14 protein-coding genes are annotated in these 18,755 nt (G+C 43.2%); 1 reads left to right on the top strand and 13 read right to left on the bottom strand.

What is annotated here, in order from left to right; translation table 11 throughout:
- Positions 1-25: 25 nt before the first annotated feature.
- From trmL to MKY99_RS08260, 7 genes are all read right to left on the bottom strand, one after another.
- Complete coding sequence (gene trmL / locus MKY99_RS08290) at positions 26-490, bottom strand: tRNA (uridine(34)/cytosine(34)/5-carboxymethylaminomethyluridine(34)-2'-O)-methyltransferase TrmL (protein ID WP_042125678.1); 465 nt, start codon at positions 488-490, stop codon at positions 26-28.
- 123 nt (positions 491-613) lie between these two features.
- Positions 614-1,702, bottom strand: coding sequence for a 3-phosphoserine/phosphohydroxythreonine transaminase (gene serC, locus MKY99_RS08285; RefSeq protein WP_042186243.1), 1,089 nt, complete (start codon positions 1,700-1,702; stop codon positions 614-616).
- A 110-nt stretch (positions 1,703-1,812) separates the two neighbouring features.
- Positions 1,813-2,700, bottom strand: coding sequence for a hypothetical protein (locus MKY99_RS08280; protein WP_339269832.1), 888 nt, complete (start codon positions 2,698-2,700; stop codon positions 1,813-1,815).
- A 150-nt stretch (positions 2,701-2,850) separates the two neighbouring features.
- Positions 2,851-5,589: a cellobiose phosphorylase gene (locus MKY99_RS08275; protein WP_339269831.1), complete on the bottom strand. Its 2,739-nt coding sequence runs from the start codon at positions 5,587-5,589 to the stop codon at positions 2,851-2,853.
- 29 nt (positions 5,590-5,618) lie between these two features.
- Positions 5,619-6,455 carry a carbohydrate ABC transporter permease gene (locus MKY99_RS08270; RefSeq protein ID WP_042186238.1) on the bottom strand — a complete coding sequence of 279 codons (837 nt, stop codon included), beginning with the start codon at positions 6,453-6,455 and terminating at the stop codon, positions 5,619-5,621.
- A complete protein-coding gene (locus MKY99_RS08265) occupies positions 6,455-7,348 on the bottom strand; it encodes a sugar ABC transporter permease (protein ID WP_042186236.1) in 894 nt (297 codons plus the stop codon). The genes MKY99_RS08270 and MKY99_RS08265 overlap by 1 nt, the downstream gene beginning before the upstream one ends.
- A gap of 121 nt (positions 7,349-7,469) precedes the next feature.
- Positions 7,470-8,837, bottom strand: a complete 1,368-nt coding sequence (locus MKY99_RS08260) for an extracellular solute-binding protein (protein ID WP_339269829.1) — start codon at positions 8,835-8,837, stop codon at positions 7,470-7,472.
- Positions 8,838-9,212: 375 nt separating this feature from the next.
- Between MKY99_RS08260 and MKY99_RS08255 the strand changes: the two genes are divergently transcribed.
- The gene (locus MKY99_RS08255; protein WP_042186234.1) at positions 9,213-10,247 is read left to right on the top strand and encodes a LacI family DNA-binding transcriptional regulator; all 1,035 of its coding nucleotides are present in this window, start codon (positions 9,213-9,215) and stop codon (positions 10,245-10,247) included.
- Between the two features lie 207 nt (positions 10,248-10,454).
- Here MKY99_RS08255 and glnA read toward each other — a convergent pair whose 3' ends face one another.
- The 6 genes from glnA to MKY99_RS08225 form a co-directional block, all read right to left on the bottom strand.
- Positions 10,455-11,879, bottom strand: coding sequence for a type I glutamate--ammonia ligase (glnA, locus tag MKY99_RS08250; RefSeq protein ID WP_042186233.1), 1,425 nt, complete (start codon positions 11,877-11,879; stop codon positions 10,455-10,457).
- A 283-nt stretch (positions 11,880-12,162) separates the two neighbouring features.
- Positions 12,163-13,209 carry a 3-deoxy-7-phosphoheptulonate synthase gene (aroF, locus tag MKY99_RS08245; RefSeq protein WP_339269827.1) on the bottom strand — a complete coding sequence of 349 codons (1,047 nt, stop codon included), beginning with the start codon at positions 13,207-13,209 and terminating at the stop codon, positions 12,163-12,165.
- Positions 13,210-13,472: 263 nt separating this feature from the next.
- Positions 13,473-14,429: a 4-hydroxy-3-methylbut-2-enyl diphosphate reductase gene (locus MKY99_RS08240; RefSeq protein ID WP_149645838.1), complete on the bottom strand. Its 957-nt coding sequence runs from the start codon at positions 14,427-14,429 to the stop codon at positions 13,473-13,475.
- A 60-nt stretch (positions 14,430-14,489) separates the two neighbouring features.
- The gene (locus tag MKY99_RS08235; protein ID WP_339269825.1) at positions 14,490-15,935 is read right to left on the bottom strand and encodes a HAMP domain-containing sensor histidine kinase; all 1,446 of its coding nucleotides are present in this window, start codon (positions 15,933-15,935) and stop codon (positions 14,490-14,492) included.
- Position 15,936: 1 nt separating this feature from the next.
- Positions 15,937-16,626, bottom strand: a complete 690-nt coding sequence (locus tag MKY99_RS08230) for a response regulator transcription factor (RefSeq protein ID WP_094870519.1) — start codon at positions 16,624-16,626, stop codon at positions 15,937-15,939.
- 107 nt (positions 16,627-16,733) lie between these two features.
- The gene (locus tag MKY99_RS08225) at positions 16,734-18,398 is read right to left on the bottom strand and encodes a trypsin-like peptidase domain-containing protein (protein ID WP_149645836.1); all 1,665 of its coding nucleotides are present in this window, start codon (positions 18,396-18,398) and stop codon (positions 16,734-16,736) included.
- Positions 18,399-18,755: the final 357 nt, after the last annotated feature.

Below are 18,755 nucleotides of genomic sequence, written 5' to 3'. Positions count from 1 at the left end.
AAAAAACAAAAAAAATGTCTTTTTTCTAAACAAGATTAGGAAAATCCAGCTGTCGAAGGGCTTCATATACAATAATAGCTGCAGAATTCGATAAATTCAGCGATCTCACGGCATCACTCATTGGCATGCGCATTTTTGTTTCTTTACCCGCTTCCAGAATTTCAGCAGAAAGCCCCTTCGTTTCTTTACCAAAGACAAAGAAGTCTCCATCTTGAAAATCAAAATCGCTATATCTCTTCTCCGCTTTCGTCGTTGCGTAAAAGAAACGTCCCTCACTGTACTTCTCAAGTACCTCAGCAAAAGAGTCGTGGTATTCAATGTTAACAGCGTGCCAGTAATCCAATCCTGCTCTTTTCAATGTAGCATCGTCTGTACGGAATCCGAGCGGGCGAACCAGGTGAAGATGAGTGCCTGTTGCTGCGCAGGTACGCGCAATGTTTCCAGTATTGGCCGGTATTTCCGGCTCAACTAATACGATATGGAGTGCCATTATATGGTTCCTTCCTCTCTAAAGGCTTAATAGCCAGATGTTTTACTCTAGTGCATAACCATAGCTTCTCCAAACAAACTGAAAACCTTCCACCCATAGGCGGAAGGTTTACGATAGAGTTCATTAACCTTGAGTTTGCCGGAAATGGTTCATGAAATCAGAAAGTGCTTTAACACTTTCGTAAGGAACTGCATTGTAAATAGAAGCGCGCAAGCCACCCACACTACGATGTCCCTTTAAGCCGACAAAACCTTCCAGTTCAGCAGCTTTAACAAACCGTTTTTCGAGTTCTTCCGATTGCATCCGGAAGGTAACGTTCATAATAGAGCGACTGCTCTTCTCAGCAACGCCACTGTAGAAGCCGTCACTTCCATCGATGTGATCATATAATAGACCCGCTTTTTCAAGGTTCTTGGAATGGATACCAGCAAGACCACCTTGCTCCTCAATCCATTTTAATACTTCGTTAACCATATATACAGAGAAAGATGGAGGTGTATTGTAAAGAGAGTTATTTTTGTAATGAGTGCTGTAACGCATGATAGTTGGAATGTTAGAAGGTGATTCTGCGAGCAATTCCTCTTTAGCAATAACTACAGTCACACCGGAAGGACCAAGGTTCTTTTGTGCTCCAGCATAGATCATTCCGAATTGGTTGACATCGATAGGCCGGCAAAGGATATCACTGGACATATCTGCGATGAGCGGAATCGAGCCAGCATCCGGATATTCTGCATATTGCGTTCCTTCAATGGTCTCATTGGAAGTAACGTGAAGGTAGGCAGCATTTTCCGCAGCTTTAATCGAACTCAATTCAGGTATAGCTAAAAATTTCTTGTCTTCGGAAGAAGCAGCAACATGAGCGCCCCCTACCAATTTAGCTTCTTTATAAGCCTTATCTGCCCAGCTACCTGTCATAACATAGCTACCTACTTGGCCTTCGGAAATCAGGTTCATAGGGATCATAGCAAACTGTGTGCTTGCTCCACCTTGTACGAACAATACCTTATAGCCCTTCGGATTGCCGAGGAGCGAAAGCAGACGTTCCTGCGCTTCATTATGCACGGATTCGTAGATTGCTCCACGGTGCGACATCTCCATGATAGACATTCCACTTTCTCGGAAATCAACAAACTCCGCTTGTGCGCGTTCCAGTACCGTAAGCGGCAATGCTGCCGGTCCGGCATTAAAATTGTATGCTCTCTTATTCAAAACTACTCCCCACCCTTTCTCTCCTATCAATATGGATATCGCTTATGATAGCAATAATCTCACACACCAGCAAGTATAATTATTCACATAAAAGCTTTGATTACTGCTTATCATGACGTAAAAAAATGATAAGTTCGGCTCCAAGACTTGCTTTCATGCGGTAAAAGACTAATGTTCACAAAAACTTCAGGTGAGACCACATGGCGTTCTCCCCATAGCGCCATTCGTGCTACTGGGAAATCTCCGCTCTCGCGTACTCCTGTTCCACTAGGCTTATGAACCAACTCCCAATTGAACTCAGCCTCTGGTCCTCCCCAGCCACTCAGCTTGCAGTAAAATGACCGATCCGGCTCTTCTGACCAAGTAAGGGTATTACCAGATACCTCTAGCAAATTATTCGTGTATTGAGATTCTGGTTCTACTACTTTGAGCCCATTCGAGAGGCGCAACTCAAAATCCGAACCTATATTCAAACCATCAATTCCTACGAAATTGTGGATGTATTCCTCGGTTTGGATTGGCTTATCCCCTTTGTTATGCAATTCATATGCAATTTTCAATTGGTCGTCCTTTATAGAGATCGTTTTGGTCAAAAGCATCGCGTATCCATTACTTTCCATCGGCTGGACAGTATATGTAATCGAATCATCCCTAACCTCCATATCAACAGCAAAGGGGGTTAGTGGATATTTATTATGAAAGCTATAGCTCTGCGAATCCAGCTTTTGTAACAATCCGATACCAGGCTTAGGAAACCAGCCTCCGATCGGCGCTTCATCATACCCAATTGCCCGGGAAATGCCAAACTCGTTGCATAGTCCACTTCCGCCAGTACCTTCGCCTTCCTTCAAGCTCTCTGGCACACAAAACGTATGGTTACCCTTTTCTAACGTAACCTGTGTGATAAACCCCGTCCAGTCAAAACGAGTCCCTTTATAATCTTCTCCAATATCAGCGATATCCACAGATAATACGCCATTTGACAGCCTGTAACCCATCCTTCACAAACTCCTTTCAATCATTCAACAAATAAGTAAATTAGCCCCATTATATCATTTATGAAGAACCTTAGTTTTTATAATTTTCAAAAAAACGTCTGCAGCCGCTATTCATAACGGTGCAGACGTTTATAAAAAATTCAGTTAAGATTACGCCAGAGTCACTTCAATCATGTGAAGCTTCTCTGTCTGCAGAGCAAGTAGCTCCTCACGTGGAATAATAGCACTTCCTGAGCCGCGCTGCAGCGCCACCTCGCTGCCGCTCAACGTAACGGAGTGTATTTGGTACTCTCCGTAGTTAAAGCTTCCAGCGGCTTTATAGACCACTTCAAACTCACGATCTGCAAAGATCGTCTTAATTGATGCTTTACCCTCGGAATCAAATTGTTCTTTTACTAATTTAGGTTCTAGCAATAGATCTCCCAGCTTGCCCTTCACACCAAATACTTCAGTGACCATGGTTAGCAAGAGCCAGCTTGCGGAGCCTGTTAGATACGTGTACATCCCTCTGCCTTGCTCGTTAATATATTCAGGAATACCTGGGTAGATGCGAGCTTTTTCGAAATCCGTACTTAAGCTGTAAAGAGACTCAAGGACCTTATGACCTTCTTTTACATAACCACGTTTGTACAATGCATTTCCATACATGATGGTCATGTGACTGAACATGGCCCCATTTTCTTTGTGGCCAAAAGCAAAGCCAAAAGCACGACCCAGATTTTGCTGAATCCCACCGAAACGGGAGTTAAGCCTGTATCCTATCTTGTCATCAAACAGATTACGATCTACAGCTGCTATAATGTGTGGAATTTGCTCCGGAGCCGCTGCATGACCCATAAGCGGGAACACTTGACCCGTAAGCGTCATACGAACGCCTTCAGAAAATTCACCCTCTACCTGTTCACCATCGTTATTATAATAACCATTAAACCAGCCATCGCCATTCTCACTCTGTACCCACTCGTTGCTACGCAAATGGTTAAATAACCATTCCGCTTTTTGCTCCAGATCATCAGCTACTTTATCAATATCGAGAGATACACGAACTCCACTCACCTTATTTGGTGCGGCAGCATAATATCGATCCAATCTCTCATGCTTACCTGATACAGAACCATAATCCACAGACTCGTTAAGGGTATCCAGCAGTAGCTGCATTTCTTCGGCTAATTCAACAGTTTCCTGACCTTTAGAAGTCTTAAGGTTACGCAGCACCCGGGAAATATCCAATAGATTGCTAGCATAGAAAGATGTAAATGCTACACTCTCTCCGCGATCCGCCCCCATATCGAGGCCATCATTCCAGTCCGCGCCTTCGAGCAGGATATTATTATGTTCTCCTACATTAAAGAACGGAACTAGATTTTGCAGCAAAATATGTTCCAGAATTGTACCTTTGTAGATTTCCCCAGAAACTGTTCTAAGATCACTGCCTACAGAGGTATTCCATGAAGAATCACGTTCCTTACAACGACTCATAAACGTATCCCGGAAATAAGTCTGTTCTTGCAACAAGAAATCAAGATCACCACTCTGATCCAGATAGAGCATCGTTGTTAAAAATGGCCATGCCCCATGATCCATCCATACACGAGGGATATTGTTACGGTCAGCGATAAATTCACCTGGCTGTTGACCGATAATGGTTGCGTTACTGCCATCAATTCTCACACCAGCGTAATTGTTGAAGAGTAGGCTACGAACTTCGGCAGGCTCCATAATGAGCAGTGCCAGACAGTCTTGCCAAAGATCTCGCCAGCCACGTCCGCCTCTTCCATAATCATGATACGGTAAGAAGGAGTTACCATACAGTCTTCTAAGGACCGGTTGGATGGTTACCCATTTCATCCATTGATCTGCATCCGAGTCGCCGGTATGAAATTCAACCATATTCACTTTGTCTGCCCAGAACGCTTTAGTATCCTCTAGCAGATGATCAAAAGCTTCAGATGTACCATATTTACTCATCAACGCTTCAACGTTAATTCTATCACTATCAATTGCCATAACTACGACATAAGAATGGCTTGCACCAGAAGACAAGGTAATTGAAGCAAAACGAAGACCACCAACGGCTTCATAACCCTCTCTATCCACGCCCCCACCTTTACCAATCTCTGGCGTAGCATTCAGAATAACAGCTTCTGGCCAGTCAAGACTTCCACCTTCACCGATAAATTCTTCTTGAATCGGGAAGAAACCATCAGGCTGTCTACCATCACCTTCTGCACCAAATACACCGTAAGAAGTGTGATTAATGCGATGACCACGCTCATCGAAAGATAGTGCAGGTTGAACCTCAACACCATATGCTGAGGTGTAAATCCGGTTCAGCAGGGAGGTTACATGTCTGTGATCGCGCAGATCATCTGCGGAACGGGCATACAAGGGAACTACAGCCGTTGGTGTAAGAGTAAGCTCATCTGTTCCCGTATTCGTCAACGTAACTTTCATAAGTTCTACCTTGTCGTTACCGCTAGGTACGAAGCTGGTAATCTCAGCTTTGACACCCATCTCAGAGTTGCTGCGAGTCACACGATGCCATAGGAATCCAGCCTCAAGTACTGCATCATCAGCAGATGGGGTGTAGAACGCTGCATTTTGCTTAGCAGAGTTTCCAGCTGCAGACCAAGCACCTTTGCCTTCGACGTAAACCCAGAAATTACGTGAGGCGCGTGAATTATGCAAATCTTCAACAGATAATGGCGGTGTTAAAAATGTATTATGACCTGTTGTCGCCTGACCATGAAGCTTCGGGGTTACAGTCGACATCATCCCCCCCTCATTTACTAGAGGGAAGTATAAGAAACTACTATGATCCGGTTGCTGAAGCTTGAACTCCCCATCCTTTCCGGTGAATTCAAAGCCTTGAATTTTTTTGCGGTCCATTGTCCCCATCCTCTCATTTACACATCTACTTAAGCTTTAACCGCACCTGCCAATGCACCGTCAACGATATACTTTTGAATGAAGGTGTACAGGACGATAAGTGGTGCAGATACGATCATGATACCGCACGCCAACATAGGCCAGTTGTTTCCGTATTGACCGCGGAATTCTTTAAGCCCGAAGGTAATTGGATAATGTTCCGGACTTGGCAAATACATGATTGGACCTACAAAGTCATTCCAAATGGTAATCGCCGTCAGGATAACACCTGTTGCGATAACAGGTTTCATCAGTGGCATAATGATCTGGAATAAATACCGCATATACCCAGCACCATCCATACCTGCAGCTTCGTCCATCTCACGGCTGATCCCTTTAATATAACCTACGAACATCATGAAGACGATCCCTGTTCCTCCTGTTTTCAGGAGAATATAACCCAGCTTCGTATCATAGCCCACAAATCCAAGCTCTTGTTTCAAGGTAAGCATCAATTTGAACTGTGCAACCATAGGGTTAGGCAAGAACTGTGACATCAAGAAGAACAAATAAATAAACCCGCTCCACTTCACATAATTTCTCGCCACCGGGAAAGCTCCGAATAACGACACGATTAGTGTTAGCACTGTTGCTACAACTGTGTACAGCAAACTGTTAATGAAATAATTAGAGAAATTACCTTTTAACCAAGCTTCCTTGTAATTATCCCATTGAATACTTTTCACAAGTCCGATCGGGTCTAGCAAATAGTCCGAAAAAGACTTGAATGAAATGTTTATTACAAACAATAGTGGCATGATATACAAAACAAGCAATACTGCAATCAGAATATAGGAGAGAGTTTTGGCGGTTTTGGAATCTTTCATTAATACTCCACCTCTCTCTTACGCATTTGTTTAACTGCAAATACAACGAAGACCAGAATCATAAGGAACTGCACCACAGAAAGCGCGGATGGAAGTCCCATCTGTAGAGAACCACGGAACGTCTCTTTATACACGTCATAAGCCATCGTTCTTGTGTTAAAGCGACCGTCCGTAGTTGCGAGAATAATATCAAAGGTCGACATCGCACCGATAATGGACAAAATAATATTAATGGTGAACGATGGAGCAATAAGTGGGAACGTAATGTTCTTAAAAGATTGCCACTTCGTGGTTCCATCAATATATCCAGCTTCATACAGATCTTTCGGAACGGATTGAAGACCTGCAAGGAAAATCAGCATGGAGTAACCCATATACATCCAAATTTGCGTGAATATTATATAACCAAACGCATGGGTGAAGCTTCCAAAGAACATATCTTTATAACCGAACAATGAATCATACAGTTGATTTACGGGACCACTTAGCGGATCGAACATCAAGCCCCATACCAGTGCAACTACCGATACACCGAGCACAACCGGCAAAAAGAAAACTGCGCGATAAAAATAATCGCCTTTCAGCTTCTGATTAATCACTACGGCCATAAGGAGACCGACACCGTTTTGTACGATTGTAACAATGACCATGAAATAAACGGTTCGTATAATGGAATCCCATCGTTCGCCTGAATTTCCGGAGTTAAAAACACTGTAATAATTGTCAAGGCCTACGAAATTCAATTTGCTTCCTGGAACGTTAGTAATATCTGTAAATGAATAAATGACCGTCATCATAGAGGGTCCAAAATAAAAAATAACGTACAACGATAATGGAATCATAAGCAGCAGAAGCGGTAAATATCTTTTTATACCTTTTCCGAACGGATACATTTCTCTCACCTACCCAATCCTAATTCAATAAAATGATCGGGGTCTGTACGAACAGACCCCGATGTTGTAGTACATGATGGTGCACAGTATGTTGTAGATGTCTGTTTATTAGGATAACAGCTTATTTAGGAGCTGCCGCTTCCCATTCTTTTTGTTGTACATCTGCAAGTTCTTTAGCGGATTTGAATTCGCCGCCTGGTGCCAGGTATTCAGTGTGAACGCCTTCAGCAGCAATGTGCTCGCCTACATTGTCGCGGTTAATCATTATGATTTCATAAGCAAGTTCAAAGTCTTCTGCCATGTATTGGGCAAGTTCGTTGTCAATGAAGTCACTGCCAGTTGCGATGTTATCTTGTGTTGGTACGAATCCGGCAGCCTTAACATATTCCGTGTAATTTTCTGGTTCAGAGAAGAATTCCAACCATTTCAATGCGCCTTCTTTGTTCGGACCTTTTTCTGCTGCATACCAAGTTACATCGTATTTGCCGACAAGAGAAGCGTTCTTAGCAGCATCTTCAGTAGCTGGGATTGGGAAGTATCCGAATTTCACATCAGGATTTGCCGCAGCGATTGTAGGTGCATCCCAAGTTCCGTCAGCAATCATAGCTGCTTTACCTGTTGCGAAGTACGAAGGTGCTGTTGCATAGTCAATACCCAAGAAACCATCGATGATGTAGTTATCTTGAAGGGTCTTCATTTTATCCAATACTTCTACAGCCTCAGCATCGTTGAACGCCGAAGTGCCTTTCCAAACGCCTTCAATCCATTTTTGTTGGTCGCCGCCACCTAGAATCTTAGCTTGCAAACCGAACACTGGCAGTTTCAAAGGCCATACGTCTTTACCAGCCACTACGATTGGTACAATGCTCTTGGATTTCAAAGTATCTAGAACACTGATGAACTCTGTCCATGTTGTTGGAACAGTCAAACCGTTTTGTTCAAAAATTTCTTTATTATAGAAGAAACCTGACATTGCTACTTTACCGGTTGGGATCGCATACACTTTATCGTTGTAAGTACCCGCTTTGGCAATATCATTCGCATTGTAGTTTTTAACGAAAGCTTCGTTGCTCAGATCAGCAATCAAACCGGAATCAATCCATTGTTGCCAGTCTGGCACTTTCGCACCTGGTGTCCAATCTTTAGGAGACAATCTCATACCGGACAAATCGGCAAGGACGTCTACGTCACCAGCTGTAATTCTTGCTCTTTGTGCTTGTTTAAATTCATCGTCCGGACCTGTCGTCGTGTACTCAATCTTGTATTCTGGATATTTCTCTTCAAACTTCTTATTAATGTCTGTAATGACCTTGTTAATGTTTTCTTGTTTCCAGTGCAAGATTTTAATAACCTTTTTCTCACCGTTTGCGGGCTTGCTTGTTCCGTTGCCCGAAGTAGCCTCACCATTTGTGTTGTTGCCGCTTCCACATGCTGCTAATGAGAGCACTAGCGCTGAGCTCAACAATACCGCAGAAAGCTTCTTTACCATTTTTGTTACCCCCCAGATGATTTGTATGACCTCTTAACGAAACACCATCTTAATTCCTGAAATTACGAAACTTTAGCGATTATAATACAGAAAGCGGTTTCGTTGTTTTTATTATTACATCGTTATTTATCTTTGTAAAGTCTTTTTTTATTCTCTATCTTTGAACTATTTTTGAACTAGAATCCTCCAAAACCCTTTAAAATCAAGGATTTATGTGTTTGATCGCCAAAGATCCCATTGACTATCTACCTATATAATTATAAAATCATTTACGAAAACGTTTCGTAATTCATATTTGAAATCCATAAAAAGTTTAACTCAACTATACTTTTATCATAGATTACGGAGTATTTCGCATTATAAGGAGGACTAAAGTTGGCCTATAACATTAAAGACATAGCGAAAATAGCTGGAGTTTCTGTTTCGACAGTATCTAAAATCATAAATAACTACAGCGATATTTCGGAAGACACCAAGACTAGGGTACAACAAATTATAAAGGAAACTGGATATACTCCCTCCAATTCAGCAAAAACACTAGCTACAAAATCATCGAATCTAATTGGTGTTATTTTTGCAGGAATGCTGAACGTTGACTTTACCCACCCTTTTTTCATCGAAGTTCTAAATTCCTTCAAAAAACAAATGGGACTGTTAGGTTATGACCTGATCTTTTTCTCTAACGAAAAATTTCAAAGTGGCGATACTAATGATTATCTTGCCCGTTGTCTGCATTTTAATGTGGATGGCTGCCTACTTATTACCGGACAAGAGCTAGAAACCTCCATCAGCGAATTGGATAATAGTTCTATCCCATGCATCGGCGTAGATTTAAAGCTGTCGGGCGACAATTCGGGTTATATCATGTCTGATAATTTTAAGTTGTCTACCAAGGTGGTCGAACATTTTTACTTATTAGGCTATCGAGAACTTGGTTATATCGGCAGCTCCTCTGAGTCAGAAATCTCCAATATACGTGAAAGTGGTTTCCGCAAAGCACTTGAAGATTTAGGACTACCGATCAACGAAAACTGGTTCTTAAACGGCAGCAACTTCTTTGAAGCCAGCGGTTATGAGACCATGCGTAGAATGATTTCGAATGGAAACTTGCCCAGAGCGATATTCGCGGCTTCTGATCAGCTTGCTATTGGGGCTATGCGTGCCCTAAAGGAATCTGCTATTGCTGTTCCTGGAACCGTCGCGATTATTGGCTGTGATGATATCGAAGCCTGCAATTACACAACACCACTCTTGACTACGATTAAGCAAAATAAAGATAAGATCGGTCGTCTAGCCGCGTTAATGCTGTATGATCTAATAAACAATCAATCAGGCACGAGCTCTTTCAGCGTCGAGCCAGAGCTCATCATAAGAGAATCCTGCGGAGCTCCTGAGCGGGGTTTAGTATAGATCCCTAAGTGATACCTCTACTTAATTAAAGCGGAACTACTGGGCAGAATATTAAACTATAGAAGCAAAAATGAGGATATCCTTAGCCATATCAATGGCCAAAGATATCCTCATTTTTGTTAGGATCAATACAAAAGGTGTTCCTAAGTCATTTCCATGACTTAGGAACACCTTTATTTGTTAAAGCTTTATATGATTTGAGCAATCTTACAGATCGAAGTACAGAGAATATTCATGTGGATGAACACGAATCGCAACCTCTTGAGCCTCGGAACGTTTCAGAGCAATATAGTTATCAATGAAGTCCTTAGTAAATACGTCGCCTTCTGTAAGGAATTCGTAATCAGCTTCCAAAGAATCAAGTGCTTCGCTCAGGCTACCTGGAACGCTGCGAATCTTTTCTTTGTCTGCATCGGACAATTCGTAGATGTTCTTATCCAGAGGACCGTAACCCAGTTCTTGTGGGTTGATCTTGTTTTTGATTCCGTCCAGACCTGCCATCAGCATTGCGGAGAATGCCAGGTAAGGGTTAGCGGTGGAGTCCGGTGTACGGAACTCGATACGACAGCCCTTCGGTGTCACAGCTGCTACTGGAATACGAACTGCTGCAGAACGATTTCCTTTGGAGTATACCAAGTTAACCGGTGCTTCGTAACCAGGAACCAAACGTTTAAAGGAGTTGGTGCTTGGGTTAGTCAAAGCGATCAAAGCTGGTGCATGATACAAAATACCGCCGATGTAGTGAAGAGCCATTTCGCTCAAGTTAGCATAAGCGCCTTTTTCGTAAAACAAAGGAGTGTCTCCGTCAAAGATCGATTGGTGTACGTGCATTCCGCTGCCATTATCGCCAAACAGTGGTTTTGGCATGAAGGTTGCTACTTTGCCGTACTGACGTGCAGTGTTTTGTACAATATATTTATAAGTCATGAGATTATCAGCAGTTTTCTTTAAGGTATCAAAACGGAAGTTAATTTCCGCTTGGCCTGCAGTTGCTACTTCGTGGTGATGACGCTCAATGCGCAGTCCCACTTCAGCAAGCAGACGACACATTTCACTACGGATATCCTGTTGGGAATCCACAGGTGCTACAGGTACATATCCACCTTTAACGCCAACTTTAAATGCAAGATTGCCGCCCTCTTCTTTACGACCCGTATTCCAAGCCGCTTCTTCAGAGTCTACGAAGAATGAGGAGCTGTTCATACCGCTCTCGTAACGAACATCATCAAAGATAAAAAATTCAGACTCAGGTGCGAAGAATGCTGATGTTCCAACTCCGCTCTTCTGAAGGAATTCTTCTGCTTTCACAGCAATACCGCGAGGATCGCGCTCATAGCGTTCACCATCAGGAGTGAAAATGTCGCACATAACGTTCAGCGTTGGATGAGCTGTAAACGGATCAATGAACACACTGTTCGGATCAGGCATCATAACCATGTCTGATTCTTCAATACCACGGAATCCTTTGATGGAAGAACCGTCGAATGCTACCCCATTTACAAAAGTTTCATCTTCCACTTCAGAAGCAGGCAGAGAAATGTGGTGAGCACGGCCACCTAAATCTACGAATCGAAAATCTACCCACTCGATATTATTTTCTTTAATTGTTTGCAACACTTTTTCAACCGACATGAATTTTTCCTCCCCCAAGTTCCGAACATTAAGCCCCTCACAGTATGCAAATGTTCTTGTTTCATTTTTATTTGCTGTCGTCATTATAAATCTCATACCTAACATCGTCAATGCTTATGTCAGGTATTTCTTTCAGCAATGTAAGATATTCTAACGCTTTCGTGAAATCCATTATTTTCGCTAATATTCATAACATTTCTAACTTATCCAATAGCAAAGAAGCCCTACTATCCCGCTGTACCGCGGGTTTAGAGGACTTCCAAGGTTGTTATATTCTTAAAAATTATAGCGCCGAAACGGTTTCTGGCGAAGTTGAAAACTTACGTCCAACAATCGGAGCAAGCTTTTCTAGATCCTTAAGCAGATTATCGAACTGCTCAGGGAATAACGATTGAACACCGTCACCTGTCATAGAATTGTCCGGATCTGTGTGCATTTCGATGATTAGACCATTTGCACCAGCTGCAACCGAAGCTTTAGCCATAGGTTCAACTAACTCACGACGTCCAGTGCCGTGACTTGGGTCAGAGATTACCGGAAGGTGGCTTAAGCTTTGTAGAACCGGAATAGCCGATAGATCCAGCGTATTGCGTGTGTAAGTCTCAAATGTACGAATACCACGCTCACAGAGCATTACATCCTTATTTCCGCCTGCCAGAATGTACTCCGCTGCATTGAGCAATTCATCATAGGTTGCACTGAAGCCGCGTTTCAGAAGGACAGGTCTTCCACAAGTACCCAGCTTGCGCAATAAATCAAAGTTCTGCATGTTCCGTGTACCGACCTGGAGGATGTCAGCATGCTCTGCACAAATATCCACATACTCTGGTGTCATAACCTCTGTAATGGTTAATAGGCCATGACGCTTTCCTGCTTCAGCCATCATAGTCAAACCTTCTACACCTACGCCTTGGAAGCTGTATGGACCTGTACGGGGCTTAAACGCGCCTCCACGCAGTACCTGAGCACCTGAAGCTTTAACCAGACGGGCAATCTCATCAATCTGCTCTGGAGACTCAACGGCGCATGGTCCGCCCATAATCACCAGATTCTCTCCACCAATCTTCACACCCTTGATATCGATAATGGAATCCTCTGGATGAAAATCACGGCTAGCTAGCTTATAAGACTTGGAGATCTTTACGACGTTCTCCACACCCTTCATTTGCCGCAAATGCTCTGCAAGCTTAGGAGTGACACTTCCTACTAAACCGATAACAGTGTGATCTGCACCTTTAGAGAGATGTACCTGCAGACCCTCTTTTTCGATAACTGCAATAATATCTTTAACCTGCTCTTCTGGCGTTTGATTGGATGTAATGACGATCATTTTAATAACTTCCTCTCTACACTTAAAATTTATAATAATTTCGCTCAACACACTCACACTACGACGCGTGTAAGCTTTTAAGCTTTTAAGCTTTTATGCTTTTAACCGATAAAGCGATTTTACTCTAAAAATCCTTTACCGTCAATCCTATTTCCTGATTTATAAGATGAAACCGCTTTTTCTAAATAGAAAAGCGCGTAACCTCGATAGACGAGGTTACGCGCTTTTGTCCTAACACAAATATATAAGTTCGCTTACAGCGCTTAAGTAGTACTTGCGCTCTTATTCTTAACCGGAGGAAGTAATTTCGCCATATTCACAGTACGTTTGATCTCCCATGTCTCGGGATTCTCGGAATCATACTGCTCCAAATAATTAATAACTTCTTTGGTAATTGGTGTAGGTGTAGACGCGCCAGAGGTAACCCCCACAATATTTACACCCTTCAGCCAGTCGGTGTTTAGTTCTGAGATATCAGAAATCCGATGAGCAGGAACACCTGCGATCTCTTCCGACACCTGTGCCAGACGATTAGAGTTGTTGCTTCGTGGATCGCCAACGACAATCACTAGATCGCATTGACCCGCCTGTTCCGCTACAGCCTCTTGACGCACCTGAGTAGCCATACATATCTCATTATGCACTTCAGCACCTGGGAAGGTCTCTAGTAGCTTTTTCATAATATTTTTAATGTCCCACTGGCTCATAGTGGTCTGATTCGTAATTACAATCCGTGAAGAAGGAATGGATAGAGTTGCAATCTCATCTTCTTTTTCAATTAAATGCACATGCTCTGGCGCAATGCCGACAGCACCTTCCGGTTCCGGATGGCCTTTCTTGCCGATATAAATAACCTCATAACCGTCATCGACTTTCTCCTGAATGAGATCATGCGTCTTTGTCACATCAGGACAGGTAGCATCGACCGTAGTCAATCCTTTATCCCTAGCCATCTTGCGTACCTCAGGTGAAACTCCGTGAGCAGTGAATATAACGGTTCCACTGTCTACTTTATCGAGAATATCCAGACGATTATGACCGTCCAAGGTAATAATGCCATCGTCCTCAAACGAATTCGTAACATGACTATTATGAACAATCATGCCCAGTATATAAATCGGCCGGGGAAGATCGAGATTTTGCGCAGCCTGCCGTGCCATTACCATAGCATCGACTACTCCGTAACAATATCCCCGGGGAGAAATTTTAATGACTTCCATGACTTCACCAACTTTCTGCTTTCGTTGACTTCTGTAATAGGACACACTTTAAATTATACCCTATTCCAGCGGCGGAGCAAAGAGAAGCGGCAACCAGATCACAAAAGTAGTTCCTTCGCCTTGGCGTGTAACAACTTCCACAGACCCACCATGCTCGTCAATAATCCATTTAGCAATGGATAAACCAAGCCCAATTCCTTCTGTAATTCCACGTGATTCATCTGCACGATAGAAACGGTCGAAAATATATGGAACCTCATCTTTATCCATACCTATCCCCGTATCGGTGATCCGAATACCAACCTGATTCTGATAGAAAATCGTATCTAAACTTACCTCGCCAGAAGGCGTGTATTTAAAAGCATTATCAATAAAAATAAATAACATTTGTTGTAAATAATCCTTATTACCCACAACATATTTTCCATTTAAGACGGACATATCCCCTGTAACCCACTCCGCTTGACGAGGCAGGAAGGATGCCCTACGCGCGATCTCAGTCATCATTGGTTCCAGTGCCACCGGCTCTATCTCGAAGGTTCGCCCTGTATCAGCACGAGCGAGCGAGAGCATATCTGCTACAAGTCGGCTCATTCGCTTAGACTCGTCCGCGATATCCTTCACCGATTCCATCGAGAGCTGGCGAATTTCAGCCTCGCTCATCTTCCCTTGGCCCGGCTCCAGCTCCCATACTTTTTGCAGCAGATCGATATTCCCACGAATGGTTGTGAGTGGTGTCCGCAGCTCATGTGAAGCATCCGATACGAAACGACGCTGAGCCGCATACGAATCCTCAAGCTCTGTGTAGAATCCTTCCATACGCCCAAGCATGTTATTGACAGTCTCAATTAGACGACCTATTTCGTCCGGAGGTCCATCATATTCAATTCGGGAGCTTAGATCTGTCCCAGTCTGGATACCGTTTGCAGCTTCAATCACCTTTCCAATAGGACTCATCGCTTTACGGGCCAGGAATAAACCAAAGGTAAATGCCGCGATCAAGGTAGCAAAAGAACCGACAAGCAATATATTTTTCAAACGCTCCAAGAGCTTATTCTGCTCATTCACATAGGCAGCGACTTGTAATACAGCCACTGGATTATTATTATAATGTTCTAGTTCGATAGGCATCTCGTAGATCAAAAACTGATTGCCGTCCACAACAACATTACGAAATCCTTTTGCAATTTTATCTTTAGCAGGATAATCAAACCGTAGGCCAAAGTTAATCATATTGGTCGATTGTGACAAGCTTTTGCTGCCATAAGTATAAATTTGCGTATATAAATTGGAGTTTTCAGGACCGACTCCGCCAAGTTTCAGCTCACCATTATAGCGATCAACGCTAAATAAAAGTTTCGTTTGCTCAGATTGCACTTTCAGACGATCCTTCAAGTCCCCATACGTATTAAAATAGACAAAACCGTAAATTGCGGCTGATAAGGCCAGCAGCATAACGGCCAAAATCCCTGAATACCAAGCAGTCAGCCGCAATCTTATAGACATGTTAGTTGTCACCTCTTAGAATGTAACCGGCACCCCGGATCGTTTGAATGAGGCGTTTACCGCCATGCTCCTCCGTCTTTTGGCGTAGCATAGCTATGTATACCTCAAGTACATTAGATTCACCGCTGTAATCATAACCCCATATTTTATCCATGATCAGATCCCGCGAAAGCACCCGTTTCGGATTCTGCATAAAGAGATGTAGCAGCTCAAATTCCTTCGCTGTCAGCTCCAGTCTCTTGCCGGCGCGTGTCACTTCACGTGAATCCACATCCAAGGTAATATCCTCGTAAGTAACCGCTTGCTCACTGCCGCCATTTTGCTCACTCTTACGCCGTAGTAACGCTCGTACACGTGCAAGTAATTCTTCCAGCGCAAATGGTTTAACTAGATAATCGTCCGCACCCAGATCAAGCCCTTTCACACGATGCTCAATTTCATCCTTGGCCGTAAGCATTAGAACAGGCACATTACTGCCTCCTTCACGCAAACGACGACAGACTTCAAATCCGTCTACCTGTGGCATCATAACATCCAAAATCACCACATCCGGATCGCTGCTTAGGATTGCTCGTAAACCATCCGCTCCATTCACCGCTGTCTTTACATCGTAACCTTCAAAAGCTAACCCCCGGCGCAGCATGGAGATAATTTTTTCATCATCATCAATAATAAGAATATTCGGTCGCATCAAGCAGCCCCCATTGTTCATTTCTATTTATTTATATTGTAGCAGTCACACCATGTTTAGACAAAAAACGGAAGGGTTGCCCCTTCCGCGTTATTCACCGTCCGGTGTTATTGCTGCTGACTTTGCCCAGTAGTCGTATCAAAATCATTTTTGTTGCCGATTGTTACGGAAAGATCCATGTTTTTACCATCGCGCACCACATTCAGCGTTACTTTGTCACCGACTTTTAACGTTTGAATGAAAGCGATCAGATCTTGGTTTGTTGCATATTTTGTTCCATTTGCACCTGTAATGATATCGTAAGGGCGCAAGTCAGCGGCATACGCTGGCGATTTAAAGATAATGTCTGCAACTACAGAACCTTCTTTAATATCCGTGCCCATTTGCTTAGCTACTTCATCTGTAATCGTCATAAGCGTTGCACCAATGAATGGTACGGGTTCTTTTGGAATCGCTTGGTTCGCTTCGAGTTTATCTACGACTTCTTTAATCGTATTCACAGCGATAGCAAAACCTATACCTTGGGAATCTGTGCTAACAGCTACGTTCATACCAATTACCTGTCCATTCATATTGAGCAACGGACCACCGGAGTTACCAGGGTTGATAGAAGCATCCGTTTGCAGCAGGTTTTTGTAGTTGCGTGTTCCACTACCGTCTTCTTCGTTGATATCGATGCTGCGTCCTTTTGCACTAAGAACACCAGAGGTTACTGTATGGTCGAAGCCTTGCGGGTTACCGATAGCAACCACTTCTGAGCCTACTTTCAAGCTATCCGAATCTCCCAGAGCAACTGTAGGAAAATCAGTATCTCCTTCAATCTTCAGTACTGCCAAATCCAGATCTTTGCTAGAACCTAGCAATTTCGCTTCGTATGGTTTGGTCACGCCATCCACTGTAACTTGGATAACATCGGCATTTTCAATGACGTGCTGATTGGTCAAAATATATCCGGATTTCTCATAAATGAAGCCTGTTCCAATTCCATAAGGGATGAGCTGCGATGAAGAATTTGAACCTGACTTCGAGTCCTGCTCATTTTGTGAAGAACCACTTCCACCGTATTGATCCCCGAAGAAAAATTGAGAGAACGGATCACTCAAATTCGGACTGGATGAACTTCCATTACGTGAACCGGATTTCACTAGCGTCTCAATCTTGACTACTGCTGGTCCAACCGCATCAACTACGCCAGTCACATCACGAGATCCTTTCACCAATGATGTAGTGGTAGTATTAGGTGTAGTACTAGCACTCTCATTCGTCGTCTTCGCCGTTCCATTCGATCCTGAGCTTGCAATGGTTGTTGCATCCCCTGTGAACCAGTTGCCTCGATCTGCCATGAACATAGAACCTGAGAGAACGACCATACCCGCTAAGAAGGAAACAAATATAGTTTTCACTGAGCTTTTTGGCTTTTTATTAAACTGCCAGCCACCGCCACCTTCAGAACCACCTCCGCCGTTTCCTCCACGTCCACCGCCATTACCATCGAAGCCTGTACTGCGATATGAACTGTTATATGGGAGTTGTTTTACAGGCTGTGGAGGTGTAATCTCGACCCGCTCCGGCTCCATCCGGTTGTAATGCTGAGCACTTCCGTCTACGTTACTTTCATCTTTGTTCAATGATTTAAATGGTCCATAAGAATAGTAGTATGATGATCCGGATTCGGATGACTGATTATTATTGCTATTATGGTTATTATTGTCCCAATCCCGATCTGGTGCTGGTCCATTGTCTCGATTAAAGTTGTTTTTGTTATCGTCCATGTTTATTTACCTCCTGCATCCTGTCGCCTGACAAGGATTAATTTGTTTTCTTGTTTCTTATTTTGTACTTTAAACCTTAAGGTCACATTAAAAACAATTTAAGCGGAGATAAAAGATATAGGCAAATAGACGGGATTTGGTTCAAAAGGCGCACGCTGTTGGTCAGGACTGGGTTTCAGGCTACACCGCTGTTGAAATCATGTTCCTATGAATTGACCCTGCAAGTGGAACATGATTTCAAGGACGGACGTAAACTTTTCGCTCTGATACCCAATCCCTAGGCAGGTATGTAAAAAAGAAGCTCGGGCGCAGAAAACAACGCGGCCCGAACTTCCAACATACAACCTAGAACAAAAC

Origin of the sequence: Paenibacillus sp. FSL R5-0470 (assembly GCF_037975205.1) — a bacterium.
Classification (GTDB): domain Bacteria; phylum Bacillota; class Bacilli; order Paenibacillales; family Paenibacillaceae; genus Paenibacillus_AQ.
This window is presented reverse-complemented; position numbering and strand designations above follow the sequence as displayed.